The 15,934-nt window shown below is 40.9% G+C and carries 19 protein-coding genes; all 19 read left to right on the forward strand.

Features of this window, described 5'->3' with window-relative positions:
- The first annotated feature begins 82 nt into the window (after window positions 1-82).
- Window positions 83-406: a YbaB/EbfC family nucleoid-associated protein gene (locus NRE15_RS09500; RefSeq protein ID WP_313792642.1), complete on the forward strand. Its 324-nt coding sequence runs from the start codon at window positions 83-85 to the stop codon at window positions 404-406.
- A gap of 40 nt (window positions 407-446) precedes the next feature.
- A complete protein-coding gene (gene recR, locus NRE15_RS09505; protein WP_313792643.1) occupies window positions 447-1,043 on the forward strand; it encodes a recombination mediator RecR in 597 nt (198 codons plus the stop codon).
- 24 nt (window positions 1,044-1,067) lie between these two features.
- The gene (gene tmk / locus NRE15_RS09510) at window positions 1,068-1,703 is read left to right on the forward strand and encodes a dTMP kinase (RefSeq protein WP_313792644.1); all 636 of its coding nucleotides are present in this window, start codon (window positions 1,068-1,070) and stop codon (window positions 1,701-1,703) included.
- 16 nt (window positions 1,704-1,719) lie between these two features.
- On the forward strand, window positions 1,720-2,049 hold the full coding sequence (locus NRE15_RS09515; protein WP_313792645.1) for a cyclic-di-AMP receptor: 330 nt from the start codon (window positions 1,720-1,722) through the stop codon (window positions 2,047-2,049).
- A 12-nt stretch (window positions 2,050-2,061) separates the two neighbouring features.
- Window positions 2,062-3,042, forward strand: coding sequence for a hypothetical protein (locus NRE15_RS09520; protein WP_313792646.1), 981 nt, complete (start codon window positions 2,062-2,064; stop codon window positions 3,040-3,042).
- A gap of 21 nt (window positions 3,043-3,063) precedes the next feature.
- Complete coding sequence (locus NRE15_RS09525) at window positions 3,064-3,423, forward strand: initiation control protein YabA (RefSeq protein WP_313792647.1); 360 nt, start codon at window positions 3,064-3,066, stop codon at window positions 3,421-3,423.
- Window positions 3,424-3,471: 48 nt separating this feature from the next.
- Window positions 3,472-4,227, forward strand: a complete 756-nt coding sequence (locus NRE15_RS09530; protein ID WP_313794985.1) for a tRNA1(Val) (adenine(37)-N6)-methyltransferase — start codon at window positions 3,472-3,474, stop codon at window positions 4,225-4,227.
- Window positions 4,217-4,561: a GIY-YIG nuclease family protein gene (locus NRE15_RS09535; protein ID WP_313792648.1), complete on the forward strand. Its 345-nt coding sequence runs from the start codon at window positions 4,217-4,219 to the stop codon at window positions 4,559-4,561. The genes NRE15_RS09530 and NRE15_RS09535 overlap by 11 nt, the downstream gene beginning before the upstream one ends.
- Entirely contained in the window at window positions 4,545-5,414 is an 870-nt protein-coding gene (gene rsmI / locus NRE15_RS09540; protein WP_313792649.1) for a 16S rRNA (cytidine(1402)-2'-O)-methyltransferase, read from the forward strand. The genes NRE15_RS09535 and rsmI overlap by 17 nt, the downstream gene beginning before the upstream one ends.
- A 41-nt stretch (window positions 5,415-5,455) precedes the next feature.
- A complete protein-coding gene (locus NRE15_RS09545) occupies window positions 5,456-6,460 on the forward strand; it encodes a YdcF family protein (protein ID WP_313792650.1) in 1,005 nt (334 codons plus the stop codon).
- Window positions 6,461-6,477: 17 nt separating this feature from the next.
- On the forward strand, window positions 6,478-6,681 hold the full coding sequence (locus tag NRE15_RS09550; protein ID WP_313792651.1) for a hypothetical protein: 204 nt from the start codon (window positions 6,478-6,480) through the stop codon (window positions 6,679-6,681).
- Entirely contained in the window at window positions 6,681-7,226 is a 546-nt protein-coding gene (locus tag NRE15_RS09555; RefSeq protein ID WP_313792652.1) for a DNA-3-methyladenine glycosylase I, read from the forward strand. Before NRE15_RS09550 ends, NRE15_RS09555 begins: the two co-directional genes overlap by 1 nt.
- 626 nt (window positions 7,227-7,852) lie before the next feature.
- Window positions 7,853-8,593: a MurR/RpiR family transcriptional regulator gene (locus NRE15_RS09560; protein ID WP_313792653.1), complete on the forward strand. Its 741-nt coding sequence runs from the start codon at window positions 7,853-7,855 to the stop codon at window positions 8,591-8,593.
- Between the two features lie 167 nt (window positions 8,594-8,760).
- A complete protein-coding gene (locus tag NRE15_RS09565) occupies window positions 8,761-10,203 on the forward strand; it encodes a 6-phospho-beta-glucosidase (RefSeq protein ID WP_313792654.1) in 1,443 nt (480 codons plus the stop codon).
- A 193-nt stretch (window positions 10,204-10,396) separates the two neighbouring features.
- Window positions 10,397-11,413, forward strand: coding sequence for a LacI family DNA-binding transcriptional regulator (locus NRE15_RS09570; RefSeq protein WP_313792655.1), 1,017 nt, complete (start codon window positions 10,397-10,399; stop codon window positions 11,411-11,413).
- A 1-nt stretch (window position 11,414) separates the two neighbouring features.
- The gene (locus tag NRE15_RS09575) at window positions 11,415-12,347 is read left to right on the forward strand and encodes an ROK family protein (RefSeq protein WP_313792656.1); all 933 of its coding nucleotides are present in this window, start codon (window positions 11,415-11,417) and stop codon (window positions 12,345-12,347) included.
- 34 nt (window positions 12,348-12,381) lie between these two features.
- Entirely contained in the window at window positions 12,382-13,329 is a 948-nt protein-coding gene (locus NRE15_RS09580; protein WP_313792657.1) for an ABC transporter permease, read from the forward strand.
- Between the two features lie 15 nt (window positions 13,330-13,344).
- Window positions 13,345-14,229 (forward strand): carbohydrate ABC transporter permease, encoded by an 885-nt coding sequence (locus NRE15_RS09585; protein WP_390887133.1) that lies wholly within the window; start codon window positions 13,345-13,347, stop codon window positions 14,227-14,229.
- Between the two features lie 23 nt (window positions 14,230-14,252).
- Complete coding sequence (locus NRE15_RS09590; RefSeq protein ID WP_313792658.1) at window positions 14,253-15,920, forward strand: type 2 periplasmic-binding domain-containing protein; 1,668 nt, start codon at window positions 14,253-14,255, stop codon at window positions 15,918-15,920.
- The last annotated feature ends 14 nt before the right edge of the window (window positions 15,921-15,934 follow it).

Raw genomic sequence — 15,934 nt, forward strand, 5'->3', positions numbered from 1 at the left:
GCCCATAAATGTTATGATAGAGTATAGAAAAAGATACAAAAGTGAAAAGCAGAATTATTTATTTGAAGGAGCGATTTGTACGATGCGTGGAATGGGAAATATGGGAAATATGCAAGGGATGATGCAGAAAGTCCAAAAAATGCAAAAGGATATGCAGAAAGAACAAGCAGAAATTGAAGCATCTGTTTTTGAAGCGAGTGATACTAATCAACTGATTACAGTAAAAATGACCGGTAAAAAAGAAATCGTTGAATTAGAAATTGCACCCGATTTAGTCGATCCTGACGATATTGAGATGTTACAAGATTTAATTATTGCAACCGTGAATGATGCGATTCAGCAAGTGGATGAAACGACCGAAAAACGCTTGGGCAAATACACCCAAGGTATGAATCTACCGTTTTAACCCCCTAATAAATATCACCCAAAGAAAGAAGCGTTGAAGAATGCAGTATCCTGCGCCAATCGCAAAATTAATTAATAGTTTTACCAAGTTACCCGGCATTGGAGCAAAAACAGCTGCACGTTTAGCGTTTTATGTGATTGATATGCCTGAAACAGATGTCACTGAATTTGCCCAAGCCTTAGTCAATGTTAAACGTGATTTAACGGTCTGCGAGATTTGTGGCAATATATCGGATACCAATCCGTGTCAAATTTGCCAAGATGAAAGTCGTGACCAATCGATGGTTTTAGTTGTTGAAGATGCACGGGACGTTATGTCACTAGAGCGTATGCAAGAATATCATGGCTTGTATCATGTCTTAAACGGGGTGCTGTCACCTATGGAAGGTGTAGGACCAGAGGACTTAAATGTGCCTGCGTTGATTAATCGTTTGCATGATGAAACCATTCAAGAAGTTATTATTGCAACCAATGCAACGGCTGAAGGGGAAGCGACTGCCATGTATCTGGCTCGGCTTTTAAAACCGGCTGGGATAAAGGTAACCCGTTTAGCACACGGTTTGTCCGTAGGTAGTGACATTGAATATGCGGATGAGATGACTTTATACCGCGCCATTGAAGGAAGAAGAGAAATTTAACTGAGAGGTTTGAAAGGATATAGCATGCAGTCAGGCAAATTTATTACGATAGAAGGCCCAGATGGAGCCGGAAAAACAACCGTTATTAAAAAATTAGTTGAAAAATTAACCGCACGCGGGATGATAGAATTATTTGTTACTAGAGAACCTGGTGGGAGTGCGATTTCAGAACAGATTCGCGAGGTGATTTTAGACGTTAACAACACAGCCATGGATGCTCGGACGGAAGCTCTTTTGTACGCAGCAGCAAGACGCCAACATTTAGTGGAAAAAATAATCCCTGCCTTAGAAGCGGGTAAGTTAGTTATTTGCGATCGTTTTATTGATAGTTCGTTGGCGTATCAAGGCATTGCCCGGAATATTCCCACCGATGAAATTTGGGCTATTAATCGTTTTGCTATTCAAGATTATTTACCTGATTTGACTTTGTTAATTGATGTGCCTGCTGAAGTAGGTTTGAAACGTATTTATGCTGCTAAAGACAATCGTCAGTTTGACCGGCTGGATCAAGAAGGACTGGCTTTTCACAATATGGTTCGCCAAGCTTTCTTAAGCTTTGAAAAAGAAGAAGAACGTATGATTTTAATTGATGGGACGCAAGATATCGATACTGTTGTTGATGATTGTATTCAAGTGTTAGAAACACATAAGATGATTTAAACGAGGAGGAATTATCATGAAATTAATTATTGCTATTGTTCAAGACCAAGATCAAAATGTCCTAAGTAACGCTTTTTATGAGTCCAATGTGCGTGCGACCAAATTAAGTTCAACCGGTGGTTTTTTACGGGCTGGAAATACAACTTTCTTAGTAGGTATTGAAGAAAATCGTGTTGATGAAGTATTGGATATTATTAAACAGTCTTCCAAGGCGAGAGCCCAATATGTGTCTTCACCTGTGAATTTGGATGTCAGCTTAGATGTCTCTGCTTCTTACCCTGTTAAGGTAGAAGTTGGTGGCGCAACGGTCTTTGTCTTGCCGATTGATCAATTTTATCGTTTCTAATGTGTGACTCTTATGCAAGCGAGTGTTGATCAAATTAAACAACATGTCAACGAATTGATTGCCAGTAACCAGCTTGCCCATGCTTATGCCTTTACAGGTGAAGCTTTTGATCAAAAAGTCGCAGTGACTACATATCTTGTCCAAGGGTTGGCCTGTCCTCATTTCGACGAGGAAGGCCAACCTTGTCAGGCTTGTAGCTTTTGCGAACGGATTAGTAAGCAGCAATATACGGACCTATTCGTTCTTGAACCCGATGGGCAAACGACCCGCGTCGACCAAATTAGACAATTAAAAGATTGGCTCAGTAAAAGCCCGGTTGAATCGGATTTTAAAGTCGCGGTCATCAGTCGTGCTGAAACGATGAACCCCTCAGCAGCCAATGCTTTATTAAAGTTTTTAGAAGAACCCTTGGATAACATTTACATTATTCTTTATACAAACGCCATTGATTTATTGCTCCCAACGATTCAATCGCGGGTGCAAGTTTGGCATTTTGCTAAAGCCGAAAACGAGGAGCGTCTCAATCGCCTATTAGAAGCCAACATAAGACCTAGACATGCTCATATTATTGTTCAATTAGCAACGGATGCTTTGGATCGTTGGATTGAAGGGTATCAAGAAGAGTCGTTTGATCAATGGATTAAAGGGCTTAATTATTTTTATCAAATGCTGATTGAACGCCAACCCCAGGCTTTTATCGTCGTTCAAACGCACTTAAAATCTTTTTTATCCAATCAACAAGCCCAAGATGGCTTAGATTATTTAATGTTACTCAATCATCATTTATTAAAAAAACAAACGACAGCCCATGCGGATGAGGCACGCACAGCCTATGCCTGGCTCGATGATTTAATCCAAAGCAAACAACCAAGTACTCAATCCGTTTTAGAATTGAACCAAGCCTTATTAACAGCTAAACAACAAGTCATGGCTAATGTCAGTGGACAACTAGCTTATGAGGGCATCGCAGTCAGCCAATGTGACTGGAAATAATATAAAGGAGGTGTGTCACTAGTGGAACAATCCGAACTCCAACTACTGCTACAACATATTGAAACCGAACAGAACAAATTAACCGATTCCATGAGCGAATTAAAACGAATGATTAATCGATTAAATGAAGAAAATAATCGTCTACGCATCCAAAATGATACTTTGCTCTCACTGGTGACCGATTCAACTAAGGAAGAACATCCAACAACGACCACGCCTGCCCAAAGCAGTGAAGTCAAAGCCAAAAATGGTCGCGAACGACTACAATCCTTTTATAATGACAACATCCATGTTTGCCATCCCTATTTCGGTTCGCGACGTCAAGAAGGCGAAGAATGTATGTTTTGCCAAGCTGTGCTTGACTCATTAGAAGTCGAATAGTTAACTTAATAGATAATGACATTGAATAATAAGGAGCTTAAAATCGTGATGCCATCAGCTAATACCGTCCCCTTAAAAGCCAACGAACGCATTGATGAATTGATACGTGAACAATTACAAATCATTCAAAGCCGCGACTATTTTACATTCTCGGTGGATGCTGTTTTGTTAGCGGATTTTATAACGGTGGCTAAAACGAAACCGCAACGGATTATAGACTTTTGCACCGGAAATGGCGTCATCCCCTTGTTGCTTAGCCACAAAACTGACAACAAAATTGAAGGCCTTGAAATCCAAGCCGATTTGGTCGATATGGCTCAGCGGAGCCTGACGTTAAATCAACTGAACGATCAAATAACGATTCGTCAAATGGACATTAAAGAATTACAAAAGCCGGCCCACTTGTATGATGTGGTTTCTTGCAATCCGCCTTATTTTCTGGTGGAAGACACCAAAGAAGCCCATCACTTGTCGTCGCACGCCATTGCACGCCATGAAATTCATTTAAGTCTCGAGGATTGGATCGCTAAAGCCGCCCTTATCATGCGTGATCGGGGCAAACTCTTTTTCGTCCACCGACCCAACCGCCTCGATGATATTATGCAAACCCTAAATAAATATCACTTTTCCATCCATAGGATGCGCTTCGTGCACCCCAAAGCGGACAAAAACGCCAACGGCGTCCTCGTTGAAGCGATTTATCGCGGGGGCAATCACGGGGTAAAAATTTTACCCCCGGTGGTGGTGCATGATGCGGATAATCAATATACCGCGGAAATGAAGGCTATTTATTTTGGAGAATAACACGCATTATTTTTATGTTTTATATTGTCAAGATCACAGTTTATATGCTGGCTACACCAATAATTTAACAAAACGTTTGCAAACCCATAATGATGGCAAAGGAGCTAAATATACCCGCGCAAGCCATCGCCGGCCAGTCCATCTGCTTTATGCCGAAGCTTGGCCAACCAAGGAAGCCGCTATGCAAGCCGAATGGCGCTTCAAACAATTGCAACGGCCTGCTAAAGAAGCGTATCTCAAGCGGGAAGGTGTCGCGCAAGTGACTGCGACAGGGGTATTTATTTTGAATCAAAAAAATCTGGATGGGGAGGGGCAAGATGCAAAAACAGAGTAGTTATCGGCAATCGGGCGGATGTTTGTATTTGGTACCGACGCCCATCGGAAATTTAGAGGATATTACCTTGCGTGCGTTAAGGTTATTGAAGGAAGTCGACTATATTTTGGCGGAAGATACGCGTCAAACGATTAAATTATTGAATCATTTTGAGATAACGACAAAATTGTATTCGTTCCATGAACACAGCCGACAAGAAGAAGTGGAGCGACATATCGAAAATTTAGCAGCGGGCCAAACGATCGCCTTGGTGTCGGATGCGGGGATGCCGTTGATTAATGATCCAGGCCACCCCTTGGTACAAGCGGCTTTATCACGTGATTTGCTGGTGGTTGGCTTACCGGGTGCCAATGCGGCTTTAACGGCCTTAATTACCTCGGGCTTGTCGGCGGAGCGCTTTACCTACTATGGTTTTTTCCCTAGACAAACCAAAGAGCAACAGGCCTTATTAGCCTTGGTCGGTGAGCGCGAAGAAACGGCCATTTTTTATGAGTCGCCGTATCGGCTAAAACAGACATTAGCGGCCATGGCCAAGGTATTTAGGCTAGATACGCCAATCGTAGTTGCCCGTGAAATCAGTAAGCAATACGAAGAATATTTACGAGGCTCCTTGGAAGAGTTGTATGCGTATTTTCAAAACCATACGGTTAAAGGTGAAATTGTGCTATTGGTTGAAGGGTTAGCTAAGGCGCGCGCAGAAGATGCAGCGTCCATTAGCGCATTACCCTTGAAAGAACAAGTTGAAAGGGTGATGGAAGAACATCATCTGAGTCCTAAAGAAGCCATTAAACAGGTAGCGAAAACGCAAGGTTTACGGAAACAAGACGTTTATCAGGCTTACCATGGTGAGTGAACGAGTCGTTTGAGTCAAAAGATTGCTGAGAGGAGCGGACGATGTTATATCTTTTTAGTGCAATATTTGCCATTTTAACGATCATAGCCTGGTATATTCAGCGCCCATTTTTACAACCTATCGTGTTTGCGATTTATGGCATCGTCAGTTTAATTTTAGCTGTTTACCAGTCAAGCAGTTGGACCCCTATTTTTGTCGTTCGCTATTTTTTAATGATTATTAGCAGTCTAATTATCGTAGCTATGCCAATCTTTATTCTGTTAATTATGCTGCTACTCATTTATAATTTATTACAGAAAAAGCAACAAACGGTTTGGAATCGTCTCATTAATATGGCGATGATTATTAGTTTGACGCTGTTTCTAGTTTATACGGTTTGGGGTTTAATTAATATACGCACAATCGATTTTACCAGCTTTTATAGTTTATACAGCACATTAGCACTTTATTTCACGACCTTATTTATTAGTTATTATTTAATTATTTTTGTTATTCATTTATGGCCGGCAAAAAACCCCAGCAATCTACTCATTATTTTGGGTAGTGATGTCGGCGAAAGCGGTGAGATCCTAGAAACCCTGAAACGCCGCCTGGATACAGGCTGCGATTATTATAATAAATATTCCCGCCTGTCGACCGAGCCGATTACTTTTATTGTAACCGGCGGTAAAGCCACTAAATATCGCTTAAGCGAAGCCGACTATATGGCGCAATATTTAATTGCTAACGGGATTCCGACAGAGCAAATTATTATTGAATCGCAAGCTGAAAACACGGATGAAAATTTTAGCTTTATTAAAGAAATCATTGAGTCTATGGACCCCAAGCCACAGATTTCGATTATTACCAGTAAGTTTCATTTGATTCGGGCGAATTTTTTCGCTTGGCGACAATCGGTTAGAGCAAATTATATTGGCTCTAGTTCTCCGCTTTATCTTTGGCCTTATGCGATTATTCGTGAATATATTGCGTTTGTGATTTTAACCAAAGAAATTAACTTTGTGTTTCTTGTGTATTTAATTATCAGCATATTGCAAATATTTTAGTAAAGGGAGTGGCCATTATGGCATTGAAAGATGAAGATTTTTTATTAAAACAAACTAAAGACATCGACAAAGCGATGGAAGATTTAGGTTTAGTTTACGAAGACAATTTGGAAGATGAACGGGAAGACCCTGTTGATCAATATGACTTTGACTTAGATAGTTTAGAAGAGAAAAAAGAAGCGGAAAAACCTGCCAAAAAGAAACCATTCTGGAAAAAATAATGAAACGTTGCGATTGGATAACCAACAAACCCGATTATTACGTCACTTACCATGATACCGTCTGGGGCAAACCGGAACACGATGACCGCCAACAATACAAATGGCTCATCCTTGAAATGTTCCACATTGGCTTATCTTGGCAACTAGTCTTGTCTAAGGAAGCCAATTTTGCTGAAGCTTTTGACAATTATGATTACACCATTATTGCTAACTATGGCCCAGATGATGTTGAGCGTCTAATCAATAACCCAGCGATTATCCGCCACCGCAAGAAAATCGAAGCCGCCATCGCCAATGCTAAGGCGTTTATGGCAATTCAAGCTGAATGGGGCACTTTTGATGCCTTTATTTGGCATTTCAGCGAGGGTCAAACGATTATGCGCGAAAAGGATACGCCAGTTAAATCACAATCCGATTTAAGCGATACCGTAACCACCGCCTTAAAGAAAGCCGGCTTTAAATTTATCGGCAGCGTCACAATCTACTCATATTTGCAAGCCATTGGCATTGTGAATGACCATGACTGGGATTGCGCGTTTCGGTAGGTGGGATTAGGGTTAGGATTAGGATTAGGATTAGGGTTAGGGAGCCACTGGGATTGCGCGTAATAGCGACTAGTGCTAATTGAACTTGAAAAGGGGTACTAGTCATTGGAAGTTTGGAACGGCACACCAATGGTTTCAAATGTATTATAGGAGTAAATGCGAGGTGACAGGTAGCGCTCACATATTGGGGCGCTTGTTGTGAGCGTGACAGGTAGCGCACACATATTGGAGCGTTTGTTGTGAGCGTGACGGTGAGCGCACACATATTGAGGCAGTTGTTGTGAGCGTGAACCTTAGCGGTAAATGTGTGACCATTAAATAAACTACAAATTAGGCTATTCGGTCATGAAATTAGGTATTTGGTGACCTATTAGCTTTATTTAACGTTCGCTCACTTCCAGCTTACCTCCCTTCACTTCCCACATACTTATAGTAAACCATAACACGATTATTAAACGCATTATAGTAAACCACAAAAACTATAACGCGACAAGTGAATGGTATTAAAGCAAAGACGATTTCCCGTACAAATCTCACAAGCCTAACCATAGCTTCCATGTCACCCACCACCCCAGCGCCAACCTGCCACCCCACCACCCACCATCCCGAAAGGAGGCTACCTCAAAATGTCATTTTTTGGAAATATCGATTTCAACGAACTAACCGAAACTGAGCGCTACATTTACGATTTTATGACGAGCAATAGCAACAAAATACCCTACATGCGCGTACGTGAAATTGCGGATGAATCGCACACATCAGCCTCATCGGTGATGCGCTTTATTCGCAAACTAGGCTATGAAAGTTTCACTGATTTCCGCTCACATTACCAAACGTCGAAAGTGGAACTCAACGATTTACTCGATGGACTGAACATCTTAAATAAAGATAATTTCCCAACCGATTTAGCGGCCAAACTCCGCCAAGTAGCCGTCATCATTAGAGATTGTGAAAACCTAGTGTTCGTAGGGATTGGATCTTCAGGTGCGATTTGTGAATATGCGGCCCGACGGTTTGCCCTCCTAGGCTACAACACCTACCCGATGACCGACCCAACCTATCCCATTTTCGCTAAACTCAGAAACACATCCAACAATGTGGCCATCATGTTGTCCGTCTCTGGAGCAACGACTGAACTGCTCGAATTAGCCAACGGCTTCAAGAACAAACGCGACTTCACAACCGTCGCCATCACAGGTGCCGCCGAAAGTACCCTGGCAAAAATGTCCGAGCACGTCCTTAGTTACCGCGTGGAACGCCGCACCCTGCATCGCTACGAAGACATCACGAGCCAAATCCCTAGTATTTTCCTCATCGAATCCCTCTCAGAAGCCGTTCTGCAATTCGAAGAACCCCAACCCGAATAAATACCCCTGCTTTTAAACCCAAATACATAGACATACCCTGCACGTTGGTACATCTTGTACCAGCGTGCTTTTTATTTCCGATTAGTGGTTTTCAACCTAAATCAAGGCAATCCATTGTTATGCCCCAAAAAGCCACCTATACTTAAACACAAAGGAAGTGAGAAACTATGCAAAGCAAACAATTACCCAAAGATTTTTTATGGGGTGGCGCTGTAGCAGCCCATCAAATTGAAGGCGGCTGGGATGCTGATGGCAAAGGTATGTCTATTGCTGACGTCATGACCGCTGGTGCTAACGGGCTAGCCCGCGATATCACCGAAGGCGTGATGGCAGACAAATATTACCCCAACCACGAAGCGATCGACTTTTACCACCGTTACAAAGAAGATATTCAATTATTTAAAGAACTAGGCTTAAAAGCCTTTAGAACATCTATCAACTGGACACGCATTTTCCCCAAAGGCGATGAAACCGAACCAAATGAAGCGGGCTTACAATTTTATGATGACCTATTCGATGAACTAATAGCCGCTAACATTGAACCCGTCATCACCCTGTCCCATTTTGAAATCCCCTATCACCTTTACCAAGTATACGGTGGCTTTAGAAACAAAAAGTTGATTGACTTCTTCGTCCACTATGCTGAAACCGTCATGACCAGATATAAAGATAAAGTGAAATACTGGATGACCTTTAACGAAATCAATAACCAAGCCGACGGTCAACATGATTTACACGTTTGGACCAACTCCGCCATCCGCTTTACAGAGGGCGAAAACAAAGAAGAACTCATTTATCAAGCCGGCTTAAACGAATTAATCGCCAGTGCTAAAGTGGTAAAACTGGGTCACCAAATCAATCCAGACTTTCAAATTGGCTGCATGATGGCCTATGTTCCAATCTATCCATACTCAGCAAACCCAGATGATCAAATGGCCGCTCTTAAAACCATGCATCGTCGCTTTTACTACAGTGATATCCATGCACGTGGCGCAATACCTGCCTACATCCTTAAGGAATGGGAACGCAAAGGCTACCATATCGACTACTCGCAAGCAGAACTAACAGCCCTAAAAGAAGGAACCGTTGACTACATTGGCTTTAGCTATTACATGTCTGGCACAGTTACAACCATTGACAACCTGGCCGGTCACCCATCAAATGACTATCCAAACACCAAAATGCTAGGTAACCCATTTGTGAAAGCCAGTGATTGGGGTTGGCAAATCGATCCGGTCGGCTTACGTTATACGCTCAACCTCATTTACGAACGCTATAATTTACCTTTATTTATTGTCGAAAATGGTTTTGGGGCGTATGACAAAGTCGAAGCCGACGGACAAATTAAAGACGATTATCGCATTGCCTACTTAAAGGCCCACATTGAAGCCATGAAAGCGAGCGTCCTAGAAGACGGCGTTGACCTGATGGGCTACACCCCTTGGGGCATCATCGATATTGTCAGCTTTGGTACGGGTGAAATGGAAAAACGTTACGGCATGATTCACGTCGACAAAGATAACCAAGGTAACGGCACCCTTAAACGGACGAAAAAACAATCCTTTGACTGGTACCAACAAGTTATCGCCACTAACGGCCAAACCCTTTAATAAATATCCCCACACCCTTGCCCAGCTTGCGCTTGGTACAAAGTGTACCACGATGAAGTCTGGGCTCATTATTATGAAATCGCCATCAAGATGGCCCTCATCTATTGTTTACAATCTGAGAATAAAATATACTGATTTTACATTAAAAAAAGGAAAGCGGTTAAATAAAAATTTAAACGTTTAAATAAAAACTATGACTAATAAACGCTCCACAATTAAAGATATTGCCCGCAAAGCCAATGTATCCATTGCGACGGTGTCGAATGTTTTAAACGATATTGATGTCGTTAAACCTAAGACGCGTCAACATGTCTTACAAATCGCTAGCCAATTAAACTATGTGCCTAATTTACGTGCAAAACAATTACAATCTGGTCAAACCAAAATGATTGGGTTCTTTTGTAACTCTATTTCGGGACCTTACTTTAATCCTTTAGCGGAGTCAATCGCAAAAATAGCGGAAGAAAATGGTTATGGGATTAATATTCTTTTATCGAATGACCAAAGCATGTTAAGACGCAATATTTTAGGCGATTTAGTTGATGGAATTATCGGTTTTGAAGATTTAATCACGGATAAGGAACTCCAACTCATAAGAACTAACCGTATTAAAGCGGTATTTATTGATCGGATTATTCAAGATGAAACGATTGGCAGTGTGGTGTTTGACTCTTATCAAAAAGGCAAAGAAGTTACCGACTACCTAATTCAACAAGGGCATCAAAAGATAGGCTTTATTTTAGGTAAAGACGATATTTATGACAGCAACGAACGCTTTCGTGGTTATAAAACGGCCATGGAAAAAGCAAACTTAAAAGTGAATCCCAATTATATTTTTAAAGGTGAGTTTGAGTTGGAACCAGCTTTTCAAGTTATCGAACAGTTCTTAACAACAACGGCTAGAAAAGACTATCCAACGGCGATCATTGCCGGAAATGATCTGAGTGCAATCGGCGCCTATCGAGCCATCAAACAACAAAAGATTCGCATTCCGGAAGAAATAAGCCTCGTTAGTTTTGATGGTTTTGATTTAGATTCACCCCACCGACCAAATTTAACCGGCATTCATAATCCGATTGTAGAGCAGGCTAAATTTGCCGTTGAACACTTAATTGCCATGATTCACAATCAAACACCAGGTAAAGTCCAAACCATTGAAGGGCACTTTGTTGTCGGCGAAACGGTCCAACAAAGAGCGGAGGAGAGATGACATGTATATAGGAATTGATGTAGGTGGAACCACCATTAAATATGGTTTGTTAACCACAACCGGTGAAGTGATTGAAAAACAAGCAATCCCAACACCTAAAGAAAGGAATGCCTTTATTGATACACTGGTAGATTTAGTTAACCAACTGGCAGCCAAGGAAGACATCCAAGGTATCGGCATTTCGATGCCAGGTATTGTGCGCAAGGACGGTTATTTATTGACCGCTGGTTCGATTAAAGAACTAGACGACTGTCCCCTCAGAGATATTTTGTTAGAAAAAACCGATAATAAATATCCCATCGTCATCGAAAATGATGCCAACTCGGTTGCTTATGCAGAAAAGTGGATTGGGAATGCGCAAGGTAGAGATAATTACGTGTGCCTGGTTTTAGGGACAGGCGTCGGTGGAGGCATTGTGATTAACGGTGATATTTATAGAGGGGCGCATGGGATGGCGGGCGAGTTTGGGTGGATGTTAATCGACAAACTACCTCCGCAAGGCAATATTGAGAGTGCATCAGCTAACTATCGGGCAGCGGTGGTTTTAGGCTTGTGCCAGCAATATAACCAATTGAAATTAGCGGAAAATCCAAATTTTGAACCAATTAATGATGCGCGCATTATTTTCGATACAGAGGATAGTGATCCTTTCGCGGCTTTTGCTTTAAAGAATTTTTATCGCGATGTGGCGATTACCCTTTTGAATTTATATGTGAGCTTTGATCCAGAACTTATCTTAATTGGTGGTGCTATTAGTACTAATCCTTACTTTATGGAGCGTTTGCGTGAAACAGTTGAACATTATAGCAAGCGGCATAATAGTATTGCTTACTTAATTGGTAAAACAATTGCACCAATTAAGGCGACTTATTTACAAAATGATGCCGGTATGATTGGGGCTGTTTATCGTTTGCATCAACAAATTAATAGTTAGAAAATGACTCAGCAATGAGAGAGGAGAACAATGAATGAATGCAGCAGTGAAACCCAAACGGTCTGTAAGAATTAAACGTTGGTTTAAAAAATTCTTTGAACAATGGGAATTACAAACCATGGTTTGGCCCGGCGTTATTTTTATGCTTATATTCAATTTTTTACCGATTTATGGCTTAACGATTGCTTTTAGAAGTTATACCGTTATGGATACCATGCAAACAGCTCCTTGGGTGGGTTTTGATAATTTTGAAATCATTTTAAGGGATAAATTTTTCTGGGATTCAGTTGTGAATACTTTGGCGATCAGTTTATTAAAAGTAGCACTTGGCTTTTTCTTACCGATTATTCTGGCTGTTATGATTTTTGAATTACGTCAAGGTCCCTTCAAGAAGTTAGTCCAAACGATTTCCTATATGCCTTATTTCTTATCGTGGATTGTTTTAGGCGGGATGTTAATCAACTGGTTATCAACGACAGGCTTATTGAACACCATTTTAGCAGGTTTAGGCTTTAATATCCGTAATCAGAATTATTTATTATCAGCGGATAATTATTATTGGATAGCGGTTTTGTCGGATATTTGGAAAAATACCGGTTGGGGAACCATCTTGTATTTAGCGACTTTATCTAAAATTGATCCAACCTATTACGAAGCGGCCAAAATCGATGGGGCAACCCGGATGCAACAAGTCACTAAGATTACTTTACCTATGTTAAGAAGCATTATTAGTTTGAACTTGATTTTAACCATTTCTGGTTTATTAGGCTCTAACTTGGATCAAACCATGGTATTGATGAATAACCAAAACCGTCCACGAGCGGAAGTAATTAACTCGTATGTGTTTGATATGGGGATTGCTCAAGGCGACTTCTCCTATGCGACGGCGGTTGGTTTAGGTATTTCAATTGTATCCGTTATTTTATTATTAATTTCAAATCAAATGACTAAACGCTTAAACGACAATACATCCGTCTTATAGGAAGGGGACTATCAAATGGAAAGAAAAAGAATGAGTCAAGATTGGGATAGTCGGATATTCGATTTTGTGAATGTCTTTCTCCTTATTACATTTACCTTAATTATTGTGGTGCCTTTATGGAACATTGTTATTTCATCGTTTGCGACAGGTCAAACCTTAGCTAAAGGCGATTTTGTTTTCCTACCGGATGAACTGTCTTTAGATAACTATCGGACCGTTTTAAGAGACGATAGTATCTTACGCGCCTTTATGATATCAGTCGCTAAAACCGTTATTGGGGTAGTCACGCATGTCTTTTTCTGTGCGATGATGGCTTACCCAATGAGTAAGGCGTACTTAAAAGGACGTAAAGTATATTCTGCCATGGGAATTACGACCATGTTCTTTGGTGGCGGGATGATTCCTACCTACTTATTAATTCGTTCACTCGGTCTTTTAAATAGTTTCTGGGTATACATTATCCCTGCCTTATTAAGTTACTATGACGTTATTATCTTAATGAACTTTTTTAGAAGTGTTCCTGATTCATTAGAAGAATCTGCCATGATCGATGGAGCAGGTTACTGGCGTATTTTCTTACAAATAATTTTACCTCTATCCAAACCGTCACTGGCAACCATTGCTTTATTTAATGGGGTTAACCAATGGAATGATTTTATGACAGCTCGTCTGTATATTACGGATCGGACTTTATATCCTCTACAAATGCGTTTGTATGAAATTATCGTTCAATCACAAACGAATAGTGCCCAAAATATCGGTACAGCTGTTGCACAAACTACAACGAAAGGAGTTCAATTAGCCACGATTGTTATTACAACTGTTCCAATTATTTTGATTTACCCCATGCTACAGAAATACTTTATTTCTGGCATGATGGTCGGCGCGGTTAAAGAGTAGAAAAAAATTTAGGAGGAAAGAGAATGAAAAAGAGTAGATTAATGTTAGTTTTAAGTTCGGCCGCTTTATTACTGGCTGCCTGTGGTAATGGAGGCAATGAAACCGCTAGTAGCGAAACCACCGTCGAATCAACGGCTACTGAAACAACTGAAGAAGTTGCCGAAGGCCAAGATGTTGATGGTCGTTACACATTAGACCCTGAAACACCTGCTTGGCAACTAGACACAAAAGAAGAAATTACGGAATTAACTTGGTATGTAAACGCTGATTGGTGGAATGATTCTTGGGGTGAAGATACCGTTACACGTCAAATGGAAGAAGACTTGAATGTACGCATCAACTTTATTAAAGGGGATGATACTAACTTAAATACCATGTTCTCAAGTGGTGACATGGCGGATATCGTCACTATTTTTGATGCCAACTCACAAGTTGCCCAACGAGCAGCCACTTGGGCTTATCCATTAGATGAATTAGCTAATCAATATGATCCTTATTGGCATGAAGTGGCAGCTGAAGATACTGTTAATTGGTTCCAACTTGATGATGGTAAAACCTATGGTTATCCAAACTATTCAAATACAGCAGCTGATTATGAAAGTGGCTTGATTCCATCCAATACTAACTTCTTAATTCGCCAAGACGTTTACGAAGCCTTAGGTGAACCTGAATTTGGTACTTACGAAGAATTTAGAGCATCAATGCAAGCCATCAGTGATGAATTCCCCGATTTAATCCCTTTTGGTTTTAATGCATTTGGTGATGGGACAGGTTCATTAGGTGATGTCTTCCAAGACTTTATCGGTGTGCCTTTAGAAGATGAAGACGGTGGTTTCTATAACCGTAACCTAGATGAAGAATACTTACGTTGGATCGAAACATTCAACCAAGTACATCAAGACGGCAATATCAACGATGATAGTTTTGCTGATGACGGAACGGCTTTTGAAGAAAAAGTTCAAACGGGCCAATACGCAACCATTATGGCTTCTGGTACGGCACAAATGAGTGGTTTCCTACAAGACTGGATGTCATTTAATCCAGAAGGTCAATACATTGGGATTGATGGACCACAAAGTAGCTTAGGTAACGAACCAACCTTGAACCAAAGTGGCATTTCAGGTTGGATGATTAACTTCATCAGTCAAGAAGCAGAAGATCCAGCTAAAGCCATCCAAATCTTCACTTACTTACAAAGTGAATATGGTGGAATTTTAACTAACTTTGGTATCGAAGGCGAAACCTTCCAATATGATGCTGAAGGTGCCATCGAATTATTACCCGAAGTACAAGAAGTAAAAGATAATGATTCTGAACGTTACAAAACAGAATACCGTTTAAGTGAATTTATTTTCTTTGGGCATGATAAATATCAAGCCTATGCCAGTGAATCGACGCAAACGCCTTCTCTCATCCAACCACGTGAATGGGGCTTAGGTAAATTGTATCCACACTTTGTCTTAGAAAATATCAGTCCTGACCAAGGAACACCTGAAGCACGTAATTTAACAGCTATTGACAAACAATGGCCGACTAACTTAGTTGGGATGATTCGGGCAACGTCCGATGACGTATTTGAACAACAATTAGCTGAATACCAATCATTTTTAGATGAAAATGGCTGGGAGGCCATTGTCCAAGTACGTTCTGAAAAAATGGCTGAAAACCGCGAACGTTTAGGCTTAGAATAAGCGATATTTATTAA

Origin of the sequence: Fundicoccus culcitae, assembly GCF_024661895.1 — a bacterium.
Lineage (GTDB): Bacteria > Bacillota > Bacilli > Lactobacillales > Aerococcaceae > Fundicoccus_A > Fundicoccus_A culcitae.

Coding starts and splice junctions, on each gene's coding strand:
- NRE15_RS09500 (WP_313792642.1), top strand. CDS start 83: ATGCGTGGAATGGGAAATATGGGAAATATGCAAGGGATGATGCAGAAA.
- recR (WP_313792643.1), top strand. CDS start 447: ATGCAGTATCCTGCGCCAATCGCAAAATTAATTAATAGTTTTACCAAG.
- tmk (WP_313792644.1), top strand. CDS start 1,068: ATGCAGTCAGGCAAATTTATTACGATAGAAGGCCCAGATGGAGCCGGA.
- NRE15_RS09515 (WP_313792645.1), top strand. CDS start 1,720: ATGAAATTAATTATTGCTATTGTTCAAGACCAAGATCAAAATGTCCTA.
- NRE15_RS09520 (WP_313792646.1), top strand. CDS start 2,062: ATGCAAGCGAGTGTTGATCAAATTAAACAACATGTCAACGAATTGATT.
- NRE15_RS09530 (WP_313794985.1), top strand. CDS start 3,472: ATGCCATCAGCTAATACCGTCCCCTTAAAAGCCAACGAACGCATTGAT.
- rsmI (WP_313792649.1), top strand. CDS start 4,545: ATGCAAAAACAGAGTAGTTATCGGCAATCGGGCGGATGTTTGTATTTG.
- NRE15_RS09545 (WP_313792650.1), top strand. CDS start 5,456: ATGTTATATCTTTTTAGTGCAATATTTGCCATTTTAACGATCATAGCC.
- NRE15_RS09550 (WP_313792651.1), top strand. CDS start 6,478: ATGGCATTGAAAGATGAAGATTTTTTATTAAAACAAACTAAAGACATC.
- NRE15_RS09555 (WP_313792652.1), top strand. CDS start 6,681: ATGAAACGTTGCGATTGGATAACCAACAAACCCGATTATTACGTCACT.
- NRE15_RS09560 (WP_313792653.1), top strand. CDS start 7,853: ATGTCATTTTTTGGAAATATCGATTTCAACGAACTAACCGAAACTGAG.
- NRE15_RS09565 (WP_313792654.1), top strand. CDS start 8,761: ATGCAAAGCAAACAATTACCCAAAGATTTTTTATGGGGTGGCGCTGTA.
- NRE15_RS09570 (WP_313792655.1), top strand. CDS start 10,397: ATGACTAATAAACGCTCCACAATTAAAGATATTGCCCGCAAAGCCAAT.
- NRE15_RS09575 (WP_313792656.1), top strand. CDS start 11,415: ATGTATATAGGAATTGATGTAGGTGGAACCACCATTAAATATGGTTTG.
- NRE15_RS09580 (WP_313792657.1), top strand. CDS start 12,382: ATGAATGCAGCAGTGAAACCCAAACGGTCTGTAAGAATTAAACGTTGG.
- NRE15_RS09585 (WP_390887133.1), top strand. CDS start 13,345: ATGGAAAGAAAAAGAATGAGTCAAGATTGGGATAGTCGGATATTCGAT.
- NRE15_RS09590 (WP_313792658.1), top strand. CDS start 14,253: ATGAAAAAGAGTAGATTAATGTTAGTTTTAAGTTCGGCCGCTTTATTA.